The 21,254-nt window shown below is 63.5% G+C and carries 23 protein-coding genes; 15 read left to right on the forward strand and 8 right to left on the reverse strand.

The features are described 5' to 3' along the window. Positions 1 to 831 carry a sugar phosphate isomerase/epimerase family protein gene (locus GJW30_RS07060; RefSeq protein WP_096353475.1) on the forward strand — a complete coding sequence of 277 codons (831 nt, stop codon included), beginning with the start codon at positions 1 to 3 and terminating at the stop codon, positions 829 to 831. Next, complete coding sequence (locus GJW30_RS07065) at positions 828 to 2,261, forward strand: enolase C-terminal domain-like protein (RefSeq protein ID WP_096353478.1); 1,434 nt, start codon at positions 828 to 830, stop codon at positions 2,259 to 2,261. The genes GJW30_RS07060 and GJW30_RS07065 overlap by 4 nt, the downstream gene beginning before the upstream one ends. Here the strand turns inward: GJW30_RS07065 and GJW30_RS07070 are convergent. Beyond that, positions 2,243 to 2,614 (reverse strand): hypothetical protein, encoded by a 372-nt coding sequence (locus tag GJW30_RS07070; RefSeq protein ID WP_096353483.1) that lies wholly within the window; start codon positions 2,612 to 2,614, stop codon positions 2,243 to 2,245. The two genes, GJW30_RS07065 and GJW30_RS07070, sit on opposite strands and share 19 nt — an antisense overlap. Before the next feature lie 193 nt (positions 2,615 to 2,807). On the opposite strand from GJW30_RS07070, the gene GJW30_RS07075 reads away from it, so the two are divergent. The 7 genes from GJW30_RS07075 to GJW30_RS07105 all read left to right on the forward strand — a co-directional run bounded on the left by GJW30_RS07075 (position 2,808) and on the right by GJW30_RS07105 (position 9,298). Beyond that, entirely contained in the window at positions 2,808 to 3,482 is a 675-nt protein-coding gene (locus tag GJW30_RS07075; RefSeq protein WP_096353486.1) for an RraA family protein, read from the forward strand. A 312-nt stretch (positions 3,483 to 3,794) separates the two neighbouring features. Beyond that, positions 3,795 to 4,721, forward strand: a complete 927-nt coding sequence (locus GJW30_RS07080; protein ID WP_096353489.1) for an ABC transporter ATP-binding protein — start codon at positions 3,795 to 3,797, stop codon at positions 4,719 to 4,721. Beyond that, positions 4,718 to 5,473 (forward strand): ABC transporter permease, encoded by a 756-nt coding sequence (locus tag GJW30_RS07085; protein ID WP_096353492.1) that lies wholly within the window; start codon positions 4,718 to 4,720, stop codon positions 5,471 to 5,473. The genes GJW30_RS07080 and GJW30_RS07085 overlap by 4 nt, the downstream gene beginning before the upstream one ends. Positions 5,474 to 5,724: 251 nt before the next feature. Next, positions 5,725 to 6,801 carry a toll/interleukin-1 receptor domain-containing protein gene (locus GJW30_RS07090; protein ID WP_096353496.1) on the forward strand — a complete coding sequence of 359 codons (1,077 nt, stop codon included), beginning with the start codon at positions 5,725 to 5,727 and terminating at the stop codon, positions 6,799 to 6,801. 70 nt (positions 6,802 to 6,871) lie between these two features. Then, positions 6,872 to 8,188 carry an NAD(P)/FAD-dependent oxidoreductase gene (locus GJW30_RS07095; protein ID WP_096358704.1) on the forward strand — a complete coding sequence of 439 codons (1,317 nt, stop codon included), beginning with the start codon at positions 6,872 to 6,874 and terminating at the stop codon, positions 8,186 to 8,188. A gap of 75 nt (positions 8,189 to 8,263) precedes the next feature. Next, a complete protein-coding gene (locus GJW30_RS07100) occupies positions 8,264 to 8,551 on the forward strand; it encodes a sll1863 family stress response protein (RefSeq protein WP_096353499.1) in 288 nt (95 codons plus the stop codon). A 24-nt stretch (positions 8,552 to 8,575) separates the two neighbouring features. Continuing rightward, a complete protein-coding gene (locus tag GJW30_RS07105) occupies positions 8,576 to 9,298 on the forward strand; it encodes a GntR family transcriptional regulator (protein WP_096353501.1) in 723 nt (240 codons plus the stop codon). Between the two features lie 145 nt (positions 9,299 to 9,443). Here the strand turns inward: GJW30_RS07105 and GJW30_RS07110 are convergent, their stop codons facing one another. From GJW30_RS07110 to egtB, 5 genes are all read right to left on the reverse strand, one after another. Next, on the reverse strand, positions 9,444 to 10,547 hold the full coding sequence (locus GJW30_RS07110; RefSeq protein ID WP_157746706.1) for an AbrB family transcriptional regulator: 1,104 nt from the start codon (positions 10,545 to 10,547) through the stop codon (positions 9,444 to 9,446). 64 nt (positions 10,548 to 10,611) lie between these two features. Further along, the gene (locus GJW30_RS07115; protein WP_096353506.1) at positions 10,612 to 11,811 is read right to left on the reverse strand and encodes a pyridoxal phosphate-dependent aminotransferase; all 1,200 of its coding nucleotides are present in this window, start codon (positions 11,809 to 11,811) and stop codon (positions 10,612 to 10,614) included. A 223-nt stretch (positions 11,812 to 12,034) separates the two neighbouring features. Continuing rightward, entirely contained in the window at positions 12,035 to 12,442 is a 408-nt protein-coding gene (gene mscL, locus GJW30_RS07120; RefSeq protein ID WP_096353509.1) for a large conductance mechanosensitive channel protein MscL, read from the reverse strand. Positions 12,443 to 12,730: 288 nt separating this feature from the next. Then, on the reverse strand, positions 12,731 to 13,696 hold the full coding sequence (gene egtD / locus GJW30_RS07130; protein WP_096353515.1) for an L-histidine N(alpha)-methyltransferase: 966 nt from the start codon (positions 13,694 to 13,696) through the stop codon (positions 12,731 to 12,733). Positions 13,697 to 13,718: 22 nt separating this feature from the next. Beyond that, positions 13,719 to 14,924, reverse strand: coding sequence for an ergothioneine biosynthesis protein EgtB (egtB, locus tag GJW30_RS07135; protein ID WP_245408739.1), 1,206 nt, complete (start codon positions 14,922 to 14,924; stop codon positions 13,719 to 13,721). Between the two features lie 242 nt (positions 14,925 to 15,166). On the opposite strand from egtB, the gene GJW30_RS22575 reads away from it, so the two are divergent. From GJW30_RS22575 to GJW30_RS07145, 3 genes are read left to right on the forward strand one after another with little or no spacing between them, the layout of a single operon-like run. Then, complete coding sequence (locus GJW30_RS22575; RefSeq protein WP_157746707.1) at positions 15,167 to 15,319, forward strand: hypothetical protein; 153 nt, start codon at positions 15,167 to 15,169, stop codon at positions 15,317 to 15,319. Continuing rightward, positions 15,316 to 16,059, forward strand: coding sequence for a zinc ABC transporter ATP-binding protein AztA (gene aztA, locus GJW30_RS07140; protein ID WP_096353520.1), 744 nt, complete (start codon positions 15,316 to 15,318; stop codon positions 16,057 to 16,059). Before GJW30_RS22575 ends, aztA begins: the two co-directional genes overlap by 4 nt. 55 nt (positions 16,060 to 16,114) lie before the next feature. Continuing rightward, a complete protein-coding gene (locus GJW30_RS07145; protein ID WP_096353523.1) occupies positions 16,115 to 16,939 on the forward strand; it encodes a metal ABC transporter permease in 825 nt (274 codons plus the stop codon). On the opposite strand, the gene GJW30_RS07150 is transcribed toward GJW30_RS07145, so the two are convergent. Further along, a complete protein-coding gene (locus GJW30_RS07150) occupies positions 16,940 to 17,479 on the reverse strand; it encodes a hypothetical protein (RefSeq protein WP_096353526.1) in 540 nt (179 codons plus the stop codon). Between the two features lie 149 nt (positions 17,480 to 17,628). Here GJW30_RS07150 and GJW30_RS07155 point away from each other — a divergent pair, with 149 nt between their 5' ends. Beyond that, on the forward strand, positions 17,629 to 18,651 hold the full coding sequence (locus GJW30_RS07155; RefSeq protein WP_096353529.1) for a CobW family GTP-binding protein: 1,023 nt from the start codon (positions 17,629 to 17,631) through the stop codon (positions 18,649 to 18,651). 208 nt (positions 18,652 to 18,859) lie between these two features. Here the strand turns inward: GJW30_RS07155 and GJW30_RS07160 are convergent, their stop codons facing one another. Next, the gene (locus GJW30_RS07160) at positions 18,860 to 19,078 is read right to left on the reverse strand and encodes a DUF1127 domain-containing protein (protein ID WP_096353532.1); all 219 of its coding nucleotides are present in this window, start codon (positions 19,076 to 19,078) and stop codon (positions 18,860 to 18,862) included. A 149-nt stretch (positions 19,079 to 19,227) separates the two neighbouring features. On the opposite strand from GJW30_RS07160, the gene GJW30_RS07165 reads away from it, so the two are divergent. Continuing rightward, on the forward strand, positions 19,228 to 19,947 hold the full coding sequence (locus GJW30_RS07165; RefSeq protein WP_096358705.1) for an ArsR/SmtB family transcription factor: 720 nt from the start codon (positions 19,228 to 19,230) through the stop codon (positions 19,945 to 19,947). A 7-nt stretch (positions 19,948 to 19,954) separates the two neighbouring features. Then, positions 19,955 to 20,704: a sulfite exporter TauE/SafE family protein gene (locus tag GJW30_RS07170; RefSeq protein WP_096353534.1), complete on the forward strand. Its 750-nt coding sequence runs from the start codon at positions 19,955 to 19,957 to the stop codon at positions 20,702 to 20,704. Positions 20,705 to 21,254: the final 550 nt, after the last annotated feature.

Here is a 21,254-nt window from a genome sequence, read left to right on the forward strand (position 1 = left end):
GTGAAGCTGTCGCTCTGCAACGAAGTCATTTCGGGCGGCCGCTCGTTCGCCGAGCAATGCGACCTCGCTGCCAAGCTCGGCTATGCGGGCCTCGAAATCGCGCCCTTCACGCTCGGCACCGAGCCGCATCGCTTGAAGAAACCGGAAATCGAAGTCGCGCGTAAAGCCATGAGCGACGCGGGTCTCCGCTGCTCGGGGCTGCACTGGCTGCTCGTCAAACCGGATGGTCTGTCGATCACCAGCGACGAAGCCGGAACGATGAAGACGACGCGTGACGTGATGAAGCGTCTCGTCGATCTCTGCGCCGAACTCGGCGGCGAATATCTGGTGCACGGCTCGCCGTTCCAGCGCCGTCTGCCGGACAAGAATGCGGACGCAGCGCGTGAGCGCGCGGTCGAAGCTTGGACGCTGGCGGGCGAACACGCGGCGCGCGCCAACGTCATTTACTGCATTGAGCCGCTGGCGCCGCCGGACGCGAACTTCGTCAACACCATCGCGGAAGCGGCCGAGATCGTCCGCGCCGCCGATAACCCGGCGCTGCGCACGATGATGGACGCGAGCGCGATCACGGCGCACGAGAAGCAGTCGCTCGAACAGCTCGCAGCCGAATGGCTGCCGACGGGACTCATCGCGCATATCCAAGTCAACGACCGCAATCGCCGTGGTCCCGGGCAGGGCGATGTGAAATTCGCGCCGTTCTTCCGCGAGCTGCGCACGCAGAACTACAACGGTTGGATCGCGATGGAGCCGTTCGACTATGTGCCGGACGGCGCCGGCAGCGCGGCGCGCGCGATTGGCTATATCCAAGGCATCATCGAGGGAACCGCATGACGGAAGCGCCGCGCATTCGCGTTCTCGCGATCGAACCGTACGAGCGGACCTTCCGCCTGCGCTTGCCGTTCCGTTTCGGCAACACGACGGTGACGCATGGCACGCAGATCATCATGCGCGCGCGCATCGCGACGCAGGACGGCCGGGAAGGCTGGGGCTACACGTCGGAATCGATCGCCAGTCGCTGGTTCGACAAGAACCCGGCGCTCTCCGACCAGCAAGCCGCCGATCAGATGCGCACCGCCGTGCTCATCGCGCAGGACGCGTATCTCGCTGCCGGAGCGAATACGCCGTTCGGCCACTACGCCGATCTCTACAACGGGCAGATCGAAGCCTGCGCCAAGCGCGGCCTGCTGCCTCTCGTCGCGAGCTACGGCCCGGCGCTGATCGATCGTTGCATCATCGATGCGATCTGCCGCCTCGAAGGCATCAGCTTTTACCGCGCGATGCAGCAAAATGTTCCCGGCATGGCGCCGCACGCCGTCGCGCCGGATCTCGCGGGCTTCGATTTTGCGGCATTCCTCAAAACGCTTAAGCCCGCGAATGTCATCGAGGCGCGCCACACCGTGGGCTTGCTCGATCCGCTGGTCGCGAGCGATCAGAAAGCGGGTGAGCGCGTCGACGACGGCTTGCCGGAGACGCTCGAGGAAGTCATCGCGGCCTACGGCCATCGTTATTTCAAACTCAAAGTCGGCGGCGATCTTGAAGCCGACATCGATCGGCTTTGCCGCATCGCGTCCGTCATCGCGCGCGTGCCGGATTATCGCGTCACCATCGACGGCAACGAGCAATACGAGAATGCCGAGGCGGCGCTCACGTTATGGCGCGCGATCGAGAATGAGCCGAAGCTGAAACAGCTCGCCGCAGCGACCCTGTTCGTCGAACAGCCGATCAAGCGGCAGACCGCGCTCGAAGCGAGCGTCGCGCCTTTCGCCGCCGCGAAAGCTGTCATCATCGACGAGTCGGATGGCGAGATCGACACCTTCGTGCGCGCGAAAGCGCTGGGCTATGCGGGGATCTCGTCGAAAGTCTGCAAGGGCTTCTACAAGTCGACCATCAACCGCATCCGCTGCGCGCAGTGGAACGCGGCCGAGGGGCACGAACATTATTTCATGTCGGCCGAAGATCTCACCGTGCATGCCGGCACGTCGGTGCAGCAGGACCTCGCTCTGGTGAATCTGCTCGGCCTCCGTCACGTGGAACGCAACGGTCATCACTTCATCGATGGATTTGCCGATCGGCCGGAGAGTGAGAGCCGCGCGTTCCTAACCGCGCATCCGGATCTGTATCACGAGCAGAGTGGGCGCGTGCGCCTTAACATCCGCGATGGAAAACTCAACATCGCGTCGCTGGATTGCGTCGGCATGGGCGCATTGCCGACGCCGAGCGTCGAAGGCTTGAAGGCGATGCCTCAGCCGGCTTCGGCGTAGAATTCCGGATCCGGATCTTCGTCGACGATCACCGGCATCGATGGCGTCGGCGTTGCGAGCGTGATGCTGCGGCGTGCCGGAGCTGGGATCGGCGCCGTGCCGGTGCGCGCTTGCGCGTAAATCGCTTCGCCGAGTTTGCCGCCAGCTTCGATCAACGCGGCCGGATCGCATGTCGCCGCGACCGCGAGACCGATCGCCCGCATATGCGCGCGCTCGTAACAGAAAAGAGCAAGGCGCGCCTTCTGGATATCGGAAGCCGATGCCAAGACGTCGGCGACATTCGCCGTACCTGCCGAGTAGAGCTGGCCGATGATCTCGTCGAAGGCCTGCTGATTGCGTAGGGGAGCTGCCACAGAAACCTCTCGAAGCGCTTTGAACTTGGCGCCAGGGTCGCGCCTCGCTGGTTAAGCAGTGGTTAACCCTTGGTTTGGATTCCTCTTTGCAAATGTGACGTGTCTAATCGGCCACAGTTTTTGAGGCGGGCTTGACGATGACCGGAGCGGCATCGCACATCCTCGGCACAACAAAATTGACGGGAGGGCGATCATGGCCATCGGGTTCAAGATTCTCAAATGCGAGCGCCGTGTGAGCGCCGAAACGGTGGCGAAGTTCCGCACCCTCCCGGTCGCCAACATCAGCGATTGCATGTTCCGCATGACGGCCGGCGGCCCGCGTCTGCTGCCGATGCACGCCGGCGGCGTGATGTGCGGTCCGGCCTTCACCGTGAAGTGCCGCCCCGGCGATAATCTCATGGTCCACGCGGCGCTCAATCGCGCCGAGCCCGGCGATATCATCGTCGTCGATGCGGGCGGCGATCTCACCAACGCGATCATCGGCGAGCTGATGTCGAGCTACGCCGAGCACGCTGGCTTCGGCGGCTTCGTCATCAACGGCGCGATTCGCGATTCGGGCGCGCTGCGCGCGAGCGAGTTTCCGGTCTATGCGGCCGGCATCACGCATCGCGGTCCGTACAAGGACGGTCCGGGCGAAATCAACGTGCCGATCGCTCTCGACGGCATGGTGATCAATCCGGGCGATCTCATCATCGGCGATGATGACGGTCTGATGTGCGTGCCGTATGAGCAGACCGAAGAGGTTTATCGCGCGACGAAAGCCAAGTTCGAGTCGGAAGAGGTCACGCTCGCCGAGACGCGCGCCGGCAAAGTCGATCGCAAATGGGTCGAGGATCTCTTGAAAAAGCTCGGCTGCGAAGGCGCTTAGTTTCTCTCGAGCTCCACACCCTCAGCCGTCATGGCCCGCTTCATGCGGGCCATCCACGTCTTACTTTCTTCTGCTTGTAGCCTGGATGAAGCGAGGCGGCGCGAAGCGCGCCCGAGCACAATCCAGGGCGGGCAGAGCCGCTAACTCTTGCCCCGGATTTCGCGCGCGGCTTCGCCGCCGCTCCATCCGGGCTACTTCAGTTAAGACGTAACGGAGTTCTCTGCGCGTTGCGCATAGAACATCCGGTGCGCACAGGGTAGCATTCGGGGGAATTCCGTCTATATGAGGCGCACCCACAAGGCGTGCTCCCCGATGGAACCCATCATTTCGATCAAGAGCCTGTCGAAGTCGTATGCTTCCGGCTTCCAGGCACTGAAGAACGTTTCGCTCGACATCAAACGCGGTGAGATCTTCGCATTGCTCGGCCCGAATGGCGCCGGCAAGACGACGCTCATCAGCATTGTTTGCGGTATCGTCAATCCGAGCGGCGGCGACATCAAAGTCGCCGGCCATGACATTCGTCGTGATTATCGCGCGACGCGAAATCTCATCGGTCTCGTTCCGCAGGAACTCACCACCGACGCGTTCGAGACCGTGTGGAACACGGTGTCGTTCAGCCGCGGCTTGTTCGGCAAACCTGCGAATCCGAAACACATCGAGCAGGTGCTGAAAGACCTGTCTCTGTGGGACAAGAAGGACAGCCAGATCATCACGCTGTCGGGCGGCATGAAGCGCCGCGTGATGATCGCGAAAGCGCTCTCGCACGAGCCGCAGATTCTTTTTCTCGATGAGCCGACCGCAGGTGTCGACGTCGTGCTCCGCAGCGATATGTGGGGTCTCGTCGAGCGCCTGCGCCAATCCGGCGTGACGATCATTTTGACGACGCACTACATCGAAGAAGCCGAGAACCTCGCCGACACGGTCGGCGTCATCAACAAGGGCGAATTGATTCTCGTCGAGGAAAAAGCCTCGCTGATGCGCAAGCTGGGCAAGAAGCAGTTGACGCTGCAGCTGCAGAAGAAGCTCGACGCGTTGCCGCCGTCGCTCTCCGCGCACAATCTCACGCTCGGCGAAAGCGGCGAAGAGTTGCTGTACGAATACGACACGAAAGGCGAGCGCACCGGCATCACGGCGCTGCTGCATGACCTCGCGGAATCCGGCATCCGCTTCCGCGATCTGCAGACGAAACAATCGTCGCTCGAAGATATCTTCGTCGGCCTGGTGGGGAACGGCCGATGAATTTGTACGCCGTCGCTTCGATCTACAATTTCGAAATGGCGCGTTGGAAGCGCACCGTGCTCGGCAGCATTGCTTCGCCTGTGATTTCGACGTCGCTCTACTTCGTCGTCTTCGGCGCCGCGATGACATTCAACGAGATCGAAGGCGTGCCGTATGGCGCGTTCATCGTGCCTGGCCTCATCATGCTGATGCTGCTGACGCAGAGCGTTTCGAACGCCTCGTTCGGCATCTACTTTCCACGCTTCTCCGGCACGATCTACGAAATCCTCTCGGCGCCGGTGTCTCCGTTCGAGGTCGTCGCGGGTTATGTCGGCGCGGCCGCGACGAAATCGATCATCCTCGGTCTCCTCGTGCTTGCGACGTCGTTCTTCTTCGTCTCGTTGCGCATCGAACACCCGATCTGGATGCTCGCGTTCCTCGTGCTGACATCCGTGACGTTCAGCCTGTTCGGCTTCGTCATCGGCATTTGGGCCGACAGCTTCGAGAAGCTGCAGGTGATTCCGCTGCTGGTGATCACGCCTCTGACCTTCTTGGGCGGCACGTTCTATCCGCTCAAAGTGCTGCCGCCGTTTTGGCAGACCGTCAGCCTGTTCAACCCCGTCGTCTATCTGGTCAACGGCTTCCGCTGGACGTTCTTCGGCACCGCCGACGTCTCGATTCAGATGAGCGCCGGCGCGACCGTGGGCTTCATGGTGGCCTGCCTCGCCATCATCTGGTGGATATTTCGCACGGGATATCGCCTTAAGAACTAGGTTTCGGGCACAGTAGAGAGTTGGTCATCCCGGGGCGCGCGGCGCTCTTTCGCGCCGCTGCGAGCCCGGGATCCATAGTCACCGTTCTATCGATAGTGCACGGAATATGGATCCCGGCCTTCCGGCGCTTCGCGCTCTGCGCGCCGCGCCTACAGCCGGGATGACCAGCGCATATTGTCTTGAGCCGTATAATACTTCGGCCGCAAAAAGTATGGTAAGGGAGGGCGCGCTGTCTCCACGATAGACCCTCCATGGCCGACATTTTCATCTCCTATAAAAAAGAAGACGCGGGGCGTGTGATCCGCCTCGTCGAGACGCTGCGCGCCGAAGGCTTCAGCGTGTGGTGGGACCACGGCATCAAGGCTGGCAGCGAATGGGATCGCGCCATCCGCAGCGAACTCGACGCCGCGCGCCTCGTCATCGCGGTGTGGTCGAACGCATCCGTCAGCGCGATCTGGGTCAAGGAAGAAGCCAACTTCGGCAAGAACCGCGGCATCTTGCTGCCGGTGAAGATCGACAACGTCGATCCGCCATTCGGCTTCACGATGATTCAAGCCGCCGATCTCGTCGGCTGGGCCGGTGACCGCGAAGACCCGCGTTGGGACTTCCTGATGCATGCGGTCCGCGAGCAGCTCTCGGGCGAGACGCCGGCGACATTCGAAGCGCCGCTGCGCCAAGCGCCGAAAGCACCCACGCCGCCGCCGCAGAGTTCGTCGAAGACCGCGATTATCGCGATCGCTGCCGTGTTGCTTCTGGTGTTGATCGGCGGCGCGATCGCGCTGTTCACGTTAGGCGGCAATCGCCAGACGGCGGTACCCACGCCTGCGCCGGCCCCGCCGCCGGTCGTCGCCGCGCCGACGCCGCCGCCACAGCCGCAGATCACCGAGAACGAACAGAAGCTGTGGGATCAGGCGTTCGAGGCGAAGACGCGCCAGGGCTTCCAAACGTATCTCGTGTCGTACCCGAACGGCGCTTACGCGCAGCGCGCCCGCGATATCCTGCTCACCTGCCGCAGCGAACAGCGTGAAGGCTGGAAGCCGGGTCCGGACGTAGCCAACCAGATGCTGCGCGGCGTCGGCGACACGACGTCCGGCATGTCGCAGCCGCAAGCGTGCCAGAAGGCGAAGGACGACGTCATCGCGATGGCGAAACGCCTGTGCGAAACCATCACGACCAACGGCGGCTATCGCGCGCCGAAATGGACCGTCGGCGACAAGGACTGTGAATGCAACAGCCCGAACCCGCGCGTCACCATCTGCATCGCGGACCTGCCGTATTCGTGCCGGTGGGAGATGAAGGTCTCCGAGCGCGTCGAAATCTGCGGTTGATTGTCGCCGCAGCGATGAAGTGATTTAATCGCTCGCGGAAGCGAGGCTGGGCTCGCGAGGCGTGCCGAAAATGGCCGACACCAAACATCGCGTCGTCATCGTCGGTGGCGGAGCCGGAGGGCTCGAACTCGCGACGCGCCTTGGCGACAAATTCGGCAAGCGCGGCCGCGCCGATATCACGCTCGTCGATCGTATGCGGGCGCATCTTTGGAAGCCGCTGCTGCATCAAGTCGCCGCCGGCACGATGGATCTCGGTGACCACGAACTCGACTATCTCGCGCAAGCGCACTGGCATCATTTCCATTACCGCGTCGGTGAGATGATCGGCCTCGACCGCGAGACGCGCGAGATATTGCTCGCCGCTTATGTCGACGACGAAGGCCACGAAGTCACCGCGCCGCGCCGCGTTCCCTACGACACGCTGATCATCGCGATCGGCAGTATGAGCAACGATTTCGCGACGCCCGGCGTGAGCGAGCACGCGGTCTCGCTCGATACGCCCACACAGGCGGATCGTTTCCATCGCCGTCTCGTCAACGCGGCGATCCGCGCGCACGCGCAGGATCACCCTTTGCGCCCCGGCCAACTCAACGTCGCAATCATCGGCGCGGGCGCGACCGGCACCGAACTCGCCGCCGAACTCCACTACACGACGCGTCAGCTCGTGATGTATGGCCTCGATCGCATCGACGTCGAGCGCGACGTGAAGATCAACCTCATCGACGCCGCGCCGCGCATTCTGCCGGCGCTTCCCGAGCGTCTCTCCGTCGCGGCCGCGAAGCTGCTCGAGAAGCTCGGCGTCAAGATTTTCACCGGCGCGCGCGTCACCGCCGTCACGGCGGACGGCGTGAAACTCGACGGCGATGTGCTGATCCCGGCCGAGCTCGTCGTCTGGGCGGCGGGCGTCAAAGCGCCGGACTTTCTGCGCGACATCGGCGGGCTCGAAAACAATCGCGCCAACCAACTGGTGGTCACGCCGACGCTGCAGTCGACGCGCGATCCGAACATTTTTGCGATCGGCGATTGCGCCGCCTGCACATGGGATCAACCCGGCAAGCTCGTGCCGCCGCGCGCGCAGGCCGCGCATCAGCAGGCGTCGCACATGGTCGGACAGATTCGCCGCGTGCTCGCCGGCGAAGCGCTCAAAGTCTGGCGCTACCGCGATTTCGGTTCCCTCGTCTCACTTGGCGAATATTCGACGGTCGGCAATCTGATGGGCGGACTCGCCGGGCGCAGCTTATGGATCGAAGGCCTCTTCGCACGGCTGACATACAAATCGCTCTACAAGATGCATCAGCTTGCGCTGCACGGCTTCTGGAAGGTGTCGCTCGATACGCTCGCGCGGCTGATCACGCGGCGCACCGAGCCGCATGTGAAGCTCCACTGAGGGCTCCACTTGCGCGGCCGCGCCGACCGCGCGATGCTACCGCCATTGGTAAGACCAAATTTGGGAGAGAACGACATGGCCGTTAAAGGATTTGCCGAGCAGGTTCAGCAGCAGCAGGAAGTCTGGCAGGCCCAGATCAAGGACTATCAGGCGAAGCTCGAAGCTGCGAGCGGCCAGGCCAAGGAAGAATATGCCAAGGCGCTCGCGCAGCTGCAGGCACAGTCCGAAGCCGCCAAGGGCCTCGCCGCGCAGGCGCAGGCGGCCGGCGAGACGGCGTGGAACGACATGAAGACCGCGTCCGAAAAAGCCTTTGCCGAGATGCAAAAAGGCTGGGCCGACGCGCTCTCGCGCTTCAACAAGTAATCACCCGATGAGCGAAAGACTTCGATGAGTGAAAGGCCTGGCGACCGCGCGGCCGCGATCTATCGTGCGCTGCGCCAGGCCATCATCGAACAGGCGCTGGCGCCCGGCGCCAAACTCCCCGAAGACGCGATCGGCGAGAAGTTCGGCGCGAGCCGCACCATTGTGCGCCGCGCGCTCAGCCAGCTCGCGGCGGACGGCCTCGTCGATCTTCGCCCGAATCGCGGCGCTGCGGTCGCGACGCCGAGCTGGGAGGAGGCGCACGACACGTTTGAGGCGCGCCTCGCGATGGAGCGTCTCGTCGTCTCGCGCCTCGTCGGCAATTTGACCAAGGACCAAGTCCGCAAACTGAACGAACACGTCGTCGCGGAAGAGCGCACGCAAGGTCAATCGGAGCCGCGTTCGATTCGTCTCGCGACCGAATTCCATCTGCTGCTTGCTGAGATGACCGGCAGCCCGGTGCTGCTGCGCTACGTCACCGAGCTCGGCCTGCGCTGCGGCCTCATCTTGGCGCTCTACGCGCGCCCGCATTCGTCGGACTGCGCGATCAGCGAACATCGCGAGATCATCGAAGCACTGGTCGCCGGCGATGAGGCCCGCGCAATCGCCGTGATGGACCAGCATCTCCACGCGGTGACCAGCCGCGCGCTGATCACGCAGCGCAGCGCCAAGGGCCGCGACATTCAGGACATTCTCGCGATGTATGCGGAGCCGAACGTTTCGAAATCAGGTAGCAAACGCCGCGCTTAGCCCCCCGTCATTGCGAGGAGCGGCTCTGCGCGAAGCGCCGCCGCGACGTGGCAATCCAGAGGCCAAGCTGTAAAAACTGGATTGCTTCGTCGCGCGCGCACAGCGCGCTTTGCGCGCCGGCACCGCTCCTCGCAATGACGGGGGCCTATTGGCTATCGCCCGGCGGCGTATCCGATTTCCGGAGCCGCTGCATCAGTTTCACGATGATCGGCATCGACAGCAGCACCAGCAGGAATCGCGCGAGATGGTGCGCGCCGACAAAAGCCGGTTCAAGGTTGAGCGCGAGCGCGAGGATCATCATCGCGTCGAGCGCGCCGGGCGCATAAGCGATCACCAACGTGCCGACATCGCGGCCAAGGATCCAAGCCGCCAGGAATGCTGCCGCAAAAGCGACGGTCGCGCTTACCAGCAGCGCGCCGAACGCGGCGCTCGCGAGATGCCGCAGTGTTGCGAGGCTCGTACCGGCGAAGCGCGTGCCGACCAGCGAGCCGAGCATCATGAAGGTCGCGATGGTCAGCCAGCGCGGCAGCGAGACATGGATCAATCCGGTGCCGTGCAGGATGGCGGACGCCGTCATCGAGCCGAAAATCAATCCGCCCGGAAACCGGAGCAGCTGCGTCACATAAGCGGCCGCGACCGAAACGACGACCAAGATCGCCAGTTCGAAAGGCCGATCAAGTGGCGAGATCGTCGCGACCGTGACGGGCGATCCGCTCAGCCCCATCACGGCGATCGCCGTCGGCAGCAGCACCGCGATCGCGACGACGCGCACGGTCTGCACGATCGCGATGGCGCGCACATCGGCCTTGTATTGTACGGCAAGAATCAGCGTCGTCGCCATCGCGCCCGGAAACGCACCGAGCAGGGCGGAGCCTGGCTCCCAGCCATGCACCATGCGCAGATACACCGCCACTGCGGCCGTCAGCGCGATCACGGCGACCGCCAGGATCACCAGGCTGATCGGCCAGTTCGCCATCCCGGCGACCGTTTCCGGCGTCACGGTGGCGCCCATCGAGATGCCGGTGAGCGCGAAGGTCACGCGTGTCAGTGCGGTCGGCATCTGAACCTGCCGGCCGGCCAAAGCCGCGACCGAAACCGCCAGAATGGCGCCTGACATCCATCCGGCCGGAAAACCCGTGAGCCCCAGCGCGATGCCGCCGCCGAAGCCGAGTGCCAAGGTCTCGCCGACGCGCCACCAATCGATGGTTTTGGCGGGCGGAACAGTCGGTGCTGGTTCGGGCTGGCTCACGCGCTGGCTTATGCCGTTTTGTGGCGCTGGCGGGAAGTGCCTCGATCACCGGTGAGGCATGCGTTCAGCTTTCCAGCACCTTCACGATGCTCGCCGCGGCTTGGCGGATATGCTCGGGGTTCCGCGCAAAGCAGATGCGCAGATAGTTGTCGCCGCCGGCGCCGAACGCTGTGCCGGGCGCGAGGCCAACGCCTCCCTCGTCGATTAGACGGAAGGCGAGCTGCCGCATGTCTTTCACGCCGTCGACCGAGAAGAACAGATAGAACGCGCCCTGTGGCGCGCCGAAGCGCACGCGCGGGCTCGCGCCAAGCGCTGTCGTGATGATGTCGCGGGATTCGCGCGATCGCGCGATCTGTTGCGCGACGAAGTCTTCGCCGTGCTCGATCGCCGCAACGCCGGCGCGCTGCATGAACTGCGCAACGCCGGACGTCGAGTACTGGATAAGATTCTCGATCACCTGACCGAGTGAGGGATGCGCCAGTATCCAGCCCATGCGCCAGCCCGTCATCGCCCAGTTCTTCGAGAACGTGTTGACGAACAGAACGCGGTCTTCCGGCTCCATCACGTCGAGATACGACGGCGCGCGCTCGCCCTCGCCATACCAGAAGCGCGCGTAGGTCTCGTCCGCGACGATCCACAGACCGTGCTTCCGCGCCATCGCGAGCGTGTGGCGAAGATCCTCGAGCGTCGCGGTCCAGCCGGTCGGGTTCGACGGCGAGACGAGGAACAGTGCGCGCGTCTTCGGCGTGATCGCCTGCTCGATGCGTTCGAAATCGAGAGTCCAGCCTGCATTGCCGAACGTCATCGGAATCTCGACCGCGCGCGCCCCGATAACACCGGTCGCCGCTGCCGCGTTCGGCCAGGTCGGCGTCGGGATCAGCACTTCGTCGCCGTCCTGCGCGACCATCGCGAGGACGATCTGGATCGCCTGCATGCCGGAGCCCGTGATGTAGAAATTCTCCGGCTCGAACGGCTTGCCGTAGAGGCGCGTGTGATAACCCGCGAGCGCTTGACGCAAATCCGGAATTCCGCGCTGCCAAGTGTAGAACGTCTCGCCGCGGCGCAGGCCCTCGGCGGCTGCTTCCTGGATGAACGCAGGCGTCGGTAAATCGCCTTCGCCGGCCCACAGCGGCATCACGGCACGGCAACTGCGGCGCCCGTAATTCATCACTTCGACGATGCCGCTTTCCGGTGCAAGCCGCGCCGGTGCGCTTAAAGCCTGGACAAGGTTATCGCCGCTATCGCTGCGCGCTGCGTTCGCCACACGTTCCTCCAAATATCATTCCGCGCATCATAAACGACGATGCCGCGCCGTCTTATCAAAAGACGCGCGGCATCGATCAATCCTGGTGATTAAAGAAGCTTAGGAAACGATTTTTTCGTCATTGCGAAGAACTGCGTAGCAGTGACGAAGCAATCCAGCTCTTCTCTTGGAGTTCTGGATTGCCACGTCGCGGCTGCGCCGCTCCTCGCAATGACGCAGAGCCTTACGGCTTCTTGGCGAGCAAATCGCGGATTTCCGACAGCAGCACTTCCTGCTTCGGCGGCTCGCTCGGAGCTGCCTCTTCCTTCTTCTTCACGCGATTGATCAGCTTGATCACGACGAACAGCGCCGCCGCGATGATCATGAAATTGATCGCGATCGTGATGAAGTTGCCGTAGGCGAGAACCGCGCCCTGCTTCTTCGCGTCCGCCAGCGACGTCGCCGTCACGGCGCTCGAAAGCCGAATGAAGTAGTTGGAAAAGTCCAGACCGCCGATGGCGCCGAAAATCGGCATAATGATGTCGGCGACCAGCGACTCGACGATTTTGCCGAACGCCGCACCGATAATCACGCCGATCGCCAGATCGACGACATTGCCCTTCAGCGCGAATTTTTTAAACTCTTCTAACATCGTCAAAACCCCTTGCTGCCGCGCCGGGCCTCGAAATTGGCGGCGCGCGACTCATCCAGCCCCGGATGTGCCTTCACAACCGGGAGTATGGCGCGGTCTGCGCGCAAGCGCCATACCGCGCGCGGGAGGGGTGTATGTCGTTCGAGGATGCGGGCGGTTCGAAAGAACTCCGTCATGGCCCGGCTTTTCCGGGCCATCCACGACTTTCTTCTTCTATGCGGCCTGAAAGTAAGACGTGGATGGCCCGCATGAACCGGGCCATGACGGAGTAACATTCAAAGCAGAAATCTAGTCACGCAGCTGTAACGCGTGCACGGAGAATTTGTCGTCCGGATCGGTCCAGGCGGACAGCGACTGCCACCCGCTGTCACGTGCCAAAGCTTGGAACGTTTCGATTGTGTATTTGTAGCTGCTCTCAGTGTGAATGCTCTCGCCCTGACGGAAACGGAAAGCATTCTTCCCCACGCGGACGCGCTGGTCGTCGCGGCTGACGAGATGCATTTCGATCCGGCTGGCCGCTTTGTTGAAATAGGCGTGGTGCTCGAATTGGCCGAGATCGAACGTACCGCCGAGTTCGCGATTGATGCGCGTCAGCAGATTGAGGTTGAACGCCGCCGTTACACCGGCCGCATCGTTGTACGCCGCGTTCAATGTGCCGCGATCCTTCACGAGATCGACCCCGATCACCAGGATCGCGCCTGGCCCCAGCGTCGCGCCGACGCCGAACAGGAATTGCCGCGCTTCGGCCGGTTCCAGATTTCCGATCGTCGAGCCCGGAAAGAAGCCGACGCGCGGCGCGCCCGCGATCTCGACCGGCAGGTCGAACGGATGCATGAAGTCCGCCGCGACCGGAACGACATCGAGCCGCGGAAAATCGCGCGCGACGCCTTCGGCTTCGTGCTGCAGCCAATCGGCTGAAATATCGACCGGGACGTAAGCCGCGATGTTCCGCGTCGCGCCGAGCAGGATGCGCGCTTTGCGGCTTGAGCCTGCGCCGAACTCGACAAGCGCTGCACCCGGCGGAATCAAATTCGCGATATCGCGCGCATGATCGCGCAAGATCGCCATCTCGGTGCGCGTCGGATAATACTCCGGCAGCGCCGTGATCTGGTCGAACAACTCGGCGCCGCGCGCATCGTAGAAATACTTGGGCGCCAGATACTTTCGCGTTGCGGACAATCCGCGCAATACGTCCTGCGCGAACTCGGCCTTCTCGTCATGGGTCTGCGGTAGCAGTGCGGTGGCGAGCGACATGGGGTACCTACAAATTTTATTGTTATGAGAAGCTGGCGAGGCGCAGGCCGGTGAACTGCCAGCGATGCGGCGGATAAAAGAAGTTGCGATACGTGACGCGCGTGTGATCGTCCGGTGTCGCGACGGACGAGCCACGCAGCACCATCTGGTTGATCATGAATTTGCCGTTGTATTCGCCGAGCGCGCCTTCGATGGCCGCATAACCCGGATAGGGCGCATACGCGCTGCGCGTCCATTGCCACACGATGCCGTAAGCATCGTCCAGCAGACCGGCGCGTGCCGCGACCTCCCACTCGGCTTCGCTCGGCAGATGCTTGCCGCTCCAGCGCGCGAAAGCGTCGGCCTCGTAGTAACTGACATGCGACACCGGCGCGTCGAGATCAATCGCCCGCTCGCCGCCGAGCGTCATCTGCCGCCAGCCATCCCCCTCACGGCGCCAATGGCCGGGCGCTTCCCACGGATCGTTCTGCACTGTTGCCCAACCGTCCGAGAGCCACAGCGTCGGGGTCGTGTAGCCGCCGTCCTCGATGAAACCGAGCCACTCGCGGTTGGTGACGAGGCTGCGCGAAACGCTCACCGGGTTGATGAGCACATCATGCGCCGGGCCTTCGTTGTCGAACGAGAACGACGTGTCGCCGTGGCCGATGCGCTGAATGCCGTTCGGCACCGCGACGAACTCCGCTGCGCCGCGCGATTGCGGCAATGTCCAGTTCGCGTCGTAAGCCGGGAAGGTCGGGTTCTGCGCGAAAGCGTGGAGAATGTCCGTCAGCATCAACTCCTGATGTTGCTGCTCGTGATTGAGCCCGATTTCGATGATCGGCGTGAGTTCCGCCATCAGCGCATCGTTGGCGTCGCGGATGAGCGTCTCGACCGCATCGTCGACATGCCCGCGGTATGCGGTCACTTCGGCAGCGTCCGGCCGCGTGATCAGTCCGCGTTGCGGGCGCGAGAAGCGCGGACCCGCCGAGACGTAATAGGAGTTGAAGAGAAACGCGAAGCGATCGTCGAACGGCTTGTATTCGGGCTGATGCGGCGTCAGCAGGAATTGCTCGAAGAACCACGTCGTATGCGCGCGGTGCCATTTGATCGGGCTCGCATCCGGCATCGACTGGATGATCTGATCTTCCGGCGTGAGCGGCGCGGCCCTGCGTTCCGTCTCGTCACGAACCGACCGGAAGGCATCGAGCCATTTCTGTTTTTCGGGTGCCAATGCCGGCTCACGCGACATGCGAACGACGGATGCGGGCATTCGGTACCTCCAGCAAACAACAGCGCCCCGCCTGGACAAGAATCCAAGGACGGGGGAGTTCCTAAAAGGTCGCTCGGGAGAAGTTCGTTCCCCTCGGCCGTGATGTTACGTGGGCGGTCGCTCTTCGAAGCGCAAAGCCGGCAGCGCCAGAATCTGTCAGCAGGCTCTCAATCCGTTGAGATGACGAGCCGGAACGCTTATGTTACAACGTAACAATAATCATGACGCACCATCATCACCACCACGACCATCATCATGCGCCGCAGATCCAGGCGCTGCCCTCGCTGCTGCGGCTGTCGGCCGTGCAGCGTCTGGCCGCCGCCGGATCGCTTTCGGTGTTGATTTGGTTGGCGATTTTCTGGGCGATGCAATGACGGCCGCGCTGCAATTCCGCGATCTGACCCTCGGTTACGACCGCCATCCGGCCGTCCACCACCTCAACGGGGCGGTGGAGAAGGGGGCCCTGATGGCCGTCGTCGGCCCGAACGGCGCCGGTAAATCGACCCTCTGCAAGGCTGTCGCCGGCGTTTTGAAGCCGCTCGCCGGCCGCATCGAGCGTGGCGACGTTGCGGCGACCGATATCGCCTACCTTCCGCAGGCCGCCGAAATCGATCGCACTTTCCCGATCAACGTCTTCGACATGGTCGCGATGGGCGCCTGGCGCCGCGCCGGGCTCTTCGGCCGAATCGGGAAGCAGGACCGCGCCCGTATTGAAACGGCGATCCAGTCCGTCGGCCTCGCCGGCTTCGAATCGCGCCCGATCGGCTCGCTCTCCGGCGGCCAGATGCAGCGCACCTTGTTCGCGCGCCTGCTGCTGCAGGAAGCGCGCATCATTCTGCTCGACGAGCCGTTCACGGCGATCGACGCGAAAACCGCCTCTGACCTCTTCGACGTCGTGCGCCGCTGGCATGCGGAAGAACGCACCGTCGTCGCGGTGCTGCACGATCTCGAACTCGTCCGCACCGGCTTCCCGCAGACGCTGCTGCTGGCGCGCGAGCCGGTCGCCTGGGGGCCGACCTCCGAAGTGCTGACGCCGGAAAATCTGCTGCGCGCGCGCCGCATGTGCGAGGCCTTCGACGAAGGCGCCGAAGCCTGCGCGCATCAGGCCGCGTGAGTTCCCGGTGAACCCCTACGACCTCCTCATTGCGCCGTTCGCGGAGTTTTCCTTCATGCGCCGCGCGCTGGTCGGCACCATCGTGCTGGCATTCGGCGCCGGTCCGATCGGCGTCTTCCTGATGCTGCGCCGCATGAGCCTCGTCGGCGACGCGATGGCGCACGCGATCCTTCCCGGCGCCGCCATCGGCTTCATGGTCGCGGGCCTTAATCTCTTCGCGATGACGGCCGGAGGAATCGTCGCCGGCGTTCTCGTCGCGGTGCTCACCGGCATCGTCGCGCGTGTCACGGAACTGAAGGAAGACGCATCTCTCGCGGCTTTCTACCTGCTCTCGCTCGCGCTCGGCGTCACCATCGTGTCCCTGAAGGGCACCAACGTCGATCTGCTGCACGTGCTGTTCGGCACCGTGCTCGCGCTCGATGATCCAACGCTGATCCTCATCGGCTCGATCACGACCGTGACGTTGCTGGTGCTCGCGATGCTGTACCGGCCGCTCGTGCTCGAATGCGTCGATCCTGGCTTCCTGCGTTCGGTCAGCCGCTCGGGGGGCCCGACGCATCTCGTGTTCATGGCGCTCGTTGTGATCAATCTCGTCGCCGGCTTCCACGCGCTCGGCACGCTGCTCGCCGTCGGCCTCATGATGCTGCCCGCCGCCGTATCGCGCTTCTGGGTGCGCGACATCACCGCGATGATCATCTTCTCGGTCGCGACAGGCGCGGTGTGCGGACTGATCGGCCTGCTCGTCTCGTATCACGCCGGCGTTCCGTCCGGCCCGGCGATCATCCTCGTCGCCGGCATCGCCTACATCGCGTCGGTGATCTTCGGCCGCCACGGCGGCTTGTGGCGGCAACTGTTCCCAGGCCGCCACCTGGAAGCCTGATCAGGCGTATTCGACGAACCAGCGCGTGCCGGTAAAACCTCCGCCCGTACCCGGCGCGAGGCCGACCGTGCCGTCCACCGTGCGGCCGTCGAGCCACCGCTTACCCGGCAGATGGCCGAGGCATTCGAGGCCGATCACGCCCGGTTCGCCTGCTTCGTGAAGCCGCCAGAATGTGCCCGAATATCCACCCGTCGTGCGCGGCGCGAGGCCGACGGTTCCGTTCGTCGTCCGCCCGTCGAGCCAGCGCGGGCCTTCGATGTGACCCTGGCAGTTAAACGCCACGACATCCTGCTCGACGAAATGGACGCGCCACAGCGCTCCCGAATAGCCGCCCCCGCGCTCAGGTGAGAGCCCGACAGTGGCGCTCGTCGTGCGCCCGTCGAGAAACTGGTTGGCGGTGCGGATATGACCAAGGCAGCGCAGCGAGACGATCGAGCCGTCCTGCAGCGAGCCACGAGCTTGCGCGCCGGCGATCGAGGGCAGGGCGGGCGCCAGAGTGGCTCCGGCGAGACCGAAAAGCATGGTGCGGCGGGTGAGCATCGAAATCTCCTTCGTGACAACGTTGTAGGGAGATACGAAAGCGACACGCAATTCCGGACATGGCTCGTTTGCGGCCTTTGCGCGCCGCCGCCGCGCCGCCTATATGAGGCGCAGAAACGTTCCTCACGAGTTCCCGCAAGAGTTCCCGCATGTCCGAAAAGACCCCCGTCACGGTGATCACCGGCTATCTCGGCGCCGGCAAGACGACGCTCCTCAACCGCATCCTGTCGGAGCCGCACGGCAAAAAATACGCGGTGATCGTCAACGAATTCGGCGAGATCGGCATCGACAACGACATCATCGTCAACGCGGACGAGGAAGTCTTCGAGATGAACAACGGCTGCGTCTGCTGCACGGTGCGCGGCGATCTCATCCGCATCCTCGAAGGCCTGATGCGCCGCAAGGGCAAGTTCGACGCGATCATCGTCGAGACGACCGGCCTCGCCGATCCGGCCCCGGTCGCTCAGACTTTCTTTATGGACGAGAATATCGGCGCGAAAACGAAGCTCGACGCCGTCGTCACGGTGGCGGATGCAAAATGGCTGCGCGAGCGCCTATCGGATGCGCCGGAAGCAAAGAATCAGGTCGCCTTCGCGGACGTGATCATCATCAACAAGACGGATCTGGTGACGCCGGAGGAATTGCGCGCGGTCGAGATGCGCATTCGCGCGATCAACCCGTATGCGAAGATCCACCGCACTGAGCGTTGCTCGCTGCCGATCGCCGACGTCTTGTCACGCAATGCCTTCGATCTCGAGCGCATCCTCGACATCGAGCCGGAATTCCTGACTGCCGACGATCATGACCACGATCATCACCACGGCGATCACGATCATCACCACGATCACGGCCACGGCCTGAAGCACTATCACGACGAAGACATGCAGTCGTTGTCGCTGAAGTCTGAGAAGCCGCTCGATCCGGACAAGTTCTTCCCGTGGGTGCAGAACCTCGTGCAGGTCGAAGGCCCGAACATTCTGCGCACCAAGGGCATTTTGGCGTTCAAGGACGATCCGCAGCGTTTCGTCTTTCAGGGCGTGCACATGATTCTCGACGGCGCGCCGCAGCGCGATTGGAAGTCGGACGAGGCGCGCGACAGCCGCATCGTCTTCATCGGCCGCAATCTGCCGGAGCAGGAAATCCGCGCCGGCTTCGAGGCGTGCGTCGCGTAGCTCATCTCCTGTTGGCCGCTGTTCGGAGCTGGTCATCCCGGGGCGCGTCGAGCGGCGCGCGAATGCGCGAGGCGAAGGCGCGAGCCCGGGATCCATAGCCCCAATGCTATCGATAGGGCAGGGAATATGGATCCCGGCCCTCGCAGCGCGCATAGTGCGCGCATTGCTCGGCGGGGATGACCGCCAATTGCGGAGGCCGCCCGCAGCATCACCGCCAAAACGGCTTCTCGCATTCGCGCCGCTGGTCGACGCGTGTGATGCCGATATCGCTCAGCATGTGATCGTCGAGATCGGCAAGTTGCGCACGCTGCCGCGCGCGTTCCCGCCAGTGCGTCACCAGCCGTAACGCATCGCGGCACAGCGCGCGCAGCGAAATGTCGCTCGCGCGAGCGCGGATCAGCGGAACGCTTGTCGTCATGTCGGTCATGGCTTGTCTCCCGTGTTGTCGTGCACACGAGAAAGCCACCGCGAGGCGGTCCGTTGTTACGGCCGCTGCCGAATTGGGCCGCTAATGCTTCGGCCGTTGCCGAAGCATCGCGCGATGCGCGCCGCCCGCATCCGCGCTATAACGGGCGCATGAGCAATCCCCTCGACGTTGCCTCTATCGCATCCCTGGTCGGCGATCCGGCCCGCGCCAACATTCTGGTCGCGCTGCTCGACGGCCGCGCGCTGACCGCAAGCGAACTCGCTTACGCGGCAAGCGTTTCCCCGCAGACCACTAGCGGCCATCTCGGAAAGTTGACGCAATCGAATCTGCTAACCTCGCTGCAGCAGGGCCGCTTCCGCTACTATCGCCTTGCCAATCCGCATGTCGCGCGCATGCTCGAAAGCATCATGAACGTCGCCGCGATGGCGCCGCCGCGCTTGCGGCCGATGGCCAAAGCGGTCGCGAAGATGCGCACCGCGCGTTTCTGCTACGATCACTGTGCCGGTCTGCTCGGCGTCGGCCTCGCGGATTGCCTCTGCGAGCGCGGCCATATCGAACTGACGCACGACGGCGGCGAAGTCTCCACTTCCGGTCTGCAGTTCTTCTGTGATTTCGGCATCGACTTGTCGGCGACGAAATCGAAGCGCATCTTCTGCAAGCCGTGCCTCGATTGGAGCGAGCGCCGCTTTCATCTCGCCGGCGCCGTCGGTGCAGGCCTCGCGCGGCGTCTGATGGAACTCAAGTGGATCGAGCGTGTGCGCGATACGCGCGCGCTGACGATCACGCGGGCCGGCGAAAAAGGCTTGCGCGAAACCTTCGGCTTCACGCTGCCGCTCGAAGAGCCGGCCGCTCAGCGCATGGCATCCTGACGACACGATGCCTGAAATCTCCACGCATCTCGTGATGGTCGTCGCGGCCTTCTTGGTCGCCGGCATTGTCAAAGGCATCATCGGCCTCGGCCTTCCGACCGTCGCGATCGGGCTGCTGAGCCTGTTGATGCCGCCCGCGCAAGCCGCCGCGATCCTCACCGCGCCGTCCTTCGTCACCAACGTCTGGCAGGCGGTGGTGGGCGGCCGGCTTCTCGATTTGCTCAAGCGCTTTTGGTTGATGTTGGCTGGCGTCGTTATCGGCATCTTCATCGGCGCCGGCATGCTGACCGGAGCCAACACGACGCTCGCCGTCACCGGCCTCGGCATCGCGCTGATCGCTTACGCGGTGTGGGGCTTGTTCGGCGTGCCGCTGCGTGTGTCGCCATCCGCCGAACGCTGGCTTTCGCCGATTATCGGTATCGTGACCGGCTTGGTGACCGGCGCGACCGGCGTCTTCGTTATTCCCGCGGTGCCTTATCTTCAGGCGCTCGAAATGGAGCGCGACGAGCTCGTCCAGGCGCTCGGCATTTTCTTCCTGATCTCGACGATCGCGTTGACGGTGGTGCTTTATCGCGCCGGCTTATTCCAGACCGGCGGCGTTGCCGCGATGTCGTTGATCGCCATCGTCCCGGCCGTCATCGGCATGTGGATCGGGCAGAAGATCCGTGAGTTCATCTCGCCCAAAACCTTCCGCATCGTGATGCTGTGCGGCGTCTTGATCCTCGGCCTCCACCTCGCCTCGCGTGCTTTCATCTAACATCGGCTTTTGCACGCGGCGTCATTGCGAGGAGCGACGCGGAGCGTTCGCGACGAAGCAATCCAGCTCTTCTTTTTGGTTCCTGGATTGCCGCGTCGCCGCTTCGCGGCTCCTCGCAATGACGTCGACTAGAAAAATATTCCTTGACATAAATTCCTATATTGGGCTAGATCGCGACACACCGGCGCGAGGGGATGTCTTCCGGAGACAGACCGTTGGGCAGCCGGTGGACGGCACCTGCGGCTGAGCTTGTGACTCAGTCCCGGGCGGTTGGGAGAAATAGGCCGCTTGGCACTAAGACCAGGCGTCCGACGGTGGACCGGGCGGAAATCGGGACACTTTCGGGCTTTAGGCAATACCCACCGCAAGCGCGTCGGCGTTGCGTATGCCGCCGGTCGCGTGGAGAGCCGTGCGGAGCGCCGGTTGGCGTGCGTCCCTCCGTCAATGGGACGCTGCCGTATCCGCAAGATACGGCCTCCACCCCTAGCGCCCGCCGGCGCACCGCTCCCCTCAACTGTTGAGAGGCGGGAATTTTCAAACCTCGGAGCGC

Source organism: Variibacter gotjawalensis, assembly GCF_002355335.1.
GTDB lineage: Bacteria > Pseudomonadota > Alphaproteobacteria > Rhizobiales > Xanthobacteraceae > Variibacter > Variibacter gotjawalensis.

Coding starts and splice junctions, on each gene's coding strand:
- GJW30_RS07065 (WP_096353478.1), top strand. CDS start 828: ATGACGGAAGCGCCGCGCATTCGCGTTCTCGCGATCGAACCGTACGAG.
- GJW30_RS07075 (WP_096353486.1), top strand. CDS start 2,808: ATGGCCATCGGGTTCAAGATTCTCAAATGCGAGCGCCGTGTGAGCGCC.
- GJW30_RS07080 (WP_096353489.1), top strand. CDS start 3,795: ATGGAACCCATCATTTCGATCAAGAGCCTGTCGAAGTCGTATGCTTCC.
- GJW30_RS07085 (WP_096353492.1), top strand. CDS start 4,718: ATGAATTTGTACGCCGTCGCTTCGATCTACAATTTCGAAATGGCGCGT.
- GJW30_RS07090 (WP_096353496.1), top strand. CDS start 5,725: ATGGCCGACATTTTCATCTCCTATAAAAAAGAAGACGCGGGGCGTGTG.
- GJW30_RS07095 (WP_096358704.1), top strand. CDS start 6,872: ATGGCCGACACCAAACATCGCGTCGTCATCGTCGGTGGCGGAGCCGGA.
- GJW30_RS07100 (WP_096353499.1), top strand. CDS start 8,264: ATGGCCGTTAAAGGATTTGCCGAGCAGGTTCAGCAGCAGCAGGAAGTC.
- GJW30_RS07105 (WP_096353501.1), top strand. CDS start 8,576: ATGAGTGAAAGGCCTGGCGACCGCGCGGCCGCGATCTATCGTGCGCTG.
- mscL (WP_096353509.1), bottom strand. CDS start 12,442: ATGTTAGAAGAGTTTAAAAAATTCGCGCTGAAGGGCAATGTCGTCGAT.
- egtD (WP_096353515.1), bottom strand. CDS start 13,696: ATGTCGCTCGCCACCGCACTGCTACCGCAGACCCATGACGAGAAGGCC.
- egtB (WP_245408739.1), bottom strand. CDS start 14,924: ATGTCGCGTGAGCCGGCATTGGCACCCGAAAAACAGAAATGGCTCGAT.
- GJW30_RS22575 (WP_157746707.1), top strand. CDS start 15,167: ATGACGCACCATCATCACCACCACGACCATCATCATGCGCCGCAGATC.
- aztA (WP_096353520.1), top strand. CDS start 15,316: ATGACGGCCGCGCTGCAATTCCGCGATCTGACCCTCGGTTACGACCGC.
- GJW30_RS07145 (WP_096353523.1), top strand. CDS start 16,115: ATGCGCCGCGCGCTGGTCGGCACCATCGTGCTGGCATTCGGCGCCGGT.
- GJW30_RS07150 (WP_096353526.1), bottom strand. CDS start 17,479: ATGCTCACCCGCCGCACCATGCTTTTCGGTCTCGCCGGAGCCACTCTG.
- GJW30_RS07155 (WP_096353529.1), top strand. CDS start 17,629: ATGTCCGAAAAGACCCCCGTCACGGTGATCACCGGCTATCTCGGCGCC.
- GJW30_RS07160 (WP_096353532.1), bottom strand. CDS start 19,078: ATGACCGACATGACGACAAGCGTTCCGCTGATCCGCGCTCGCGCGAGC.
- GJW30_RS07165 (WP_096358705.1), top strand. CDS start 19,228: ATGAGCAATCCCCTCGACGTTGCCTCTATCGCATCCCTGGTCGGCGAT.
- GJW30_RS07170 (WP_096353534.1), top strand. CDS start 19,955: ATGCCTGAAATCTCCACGCATCTCGTGATGGTCGTCGCGGCCTTCTTG.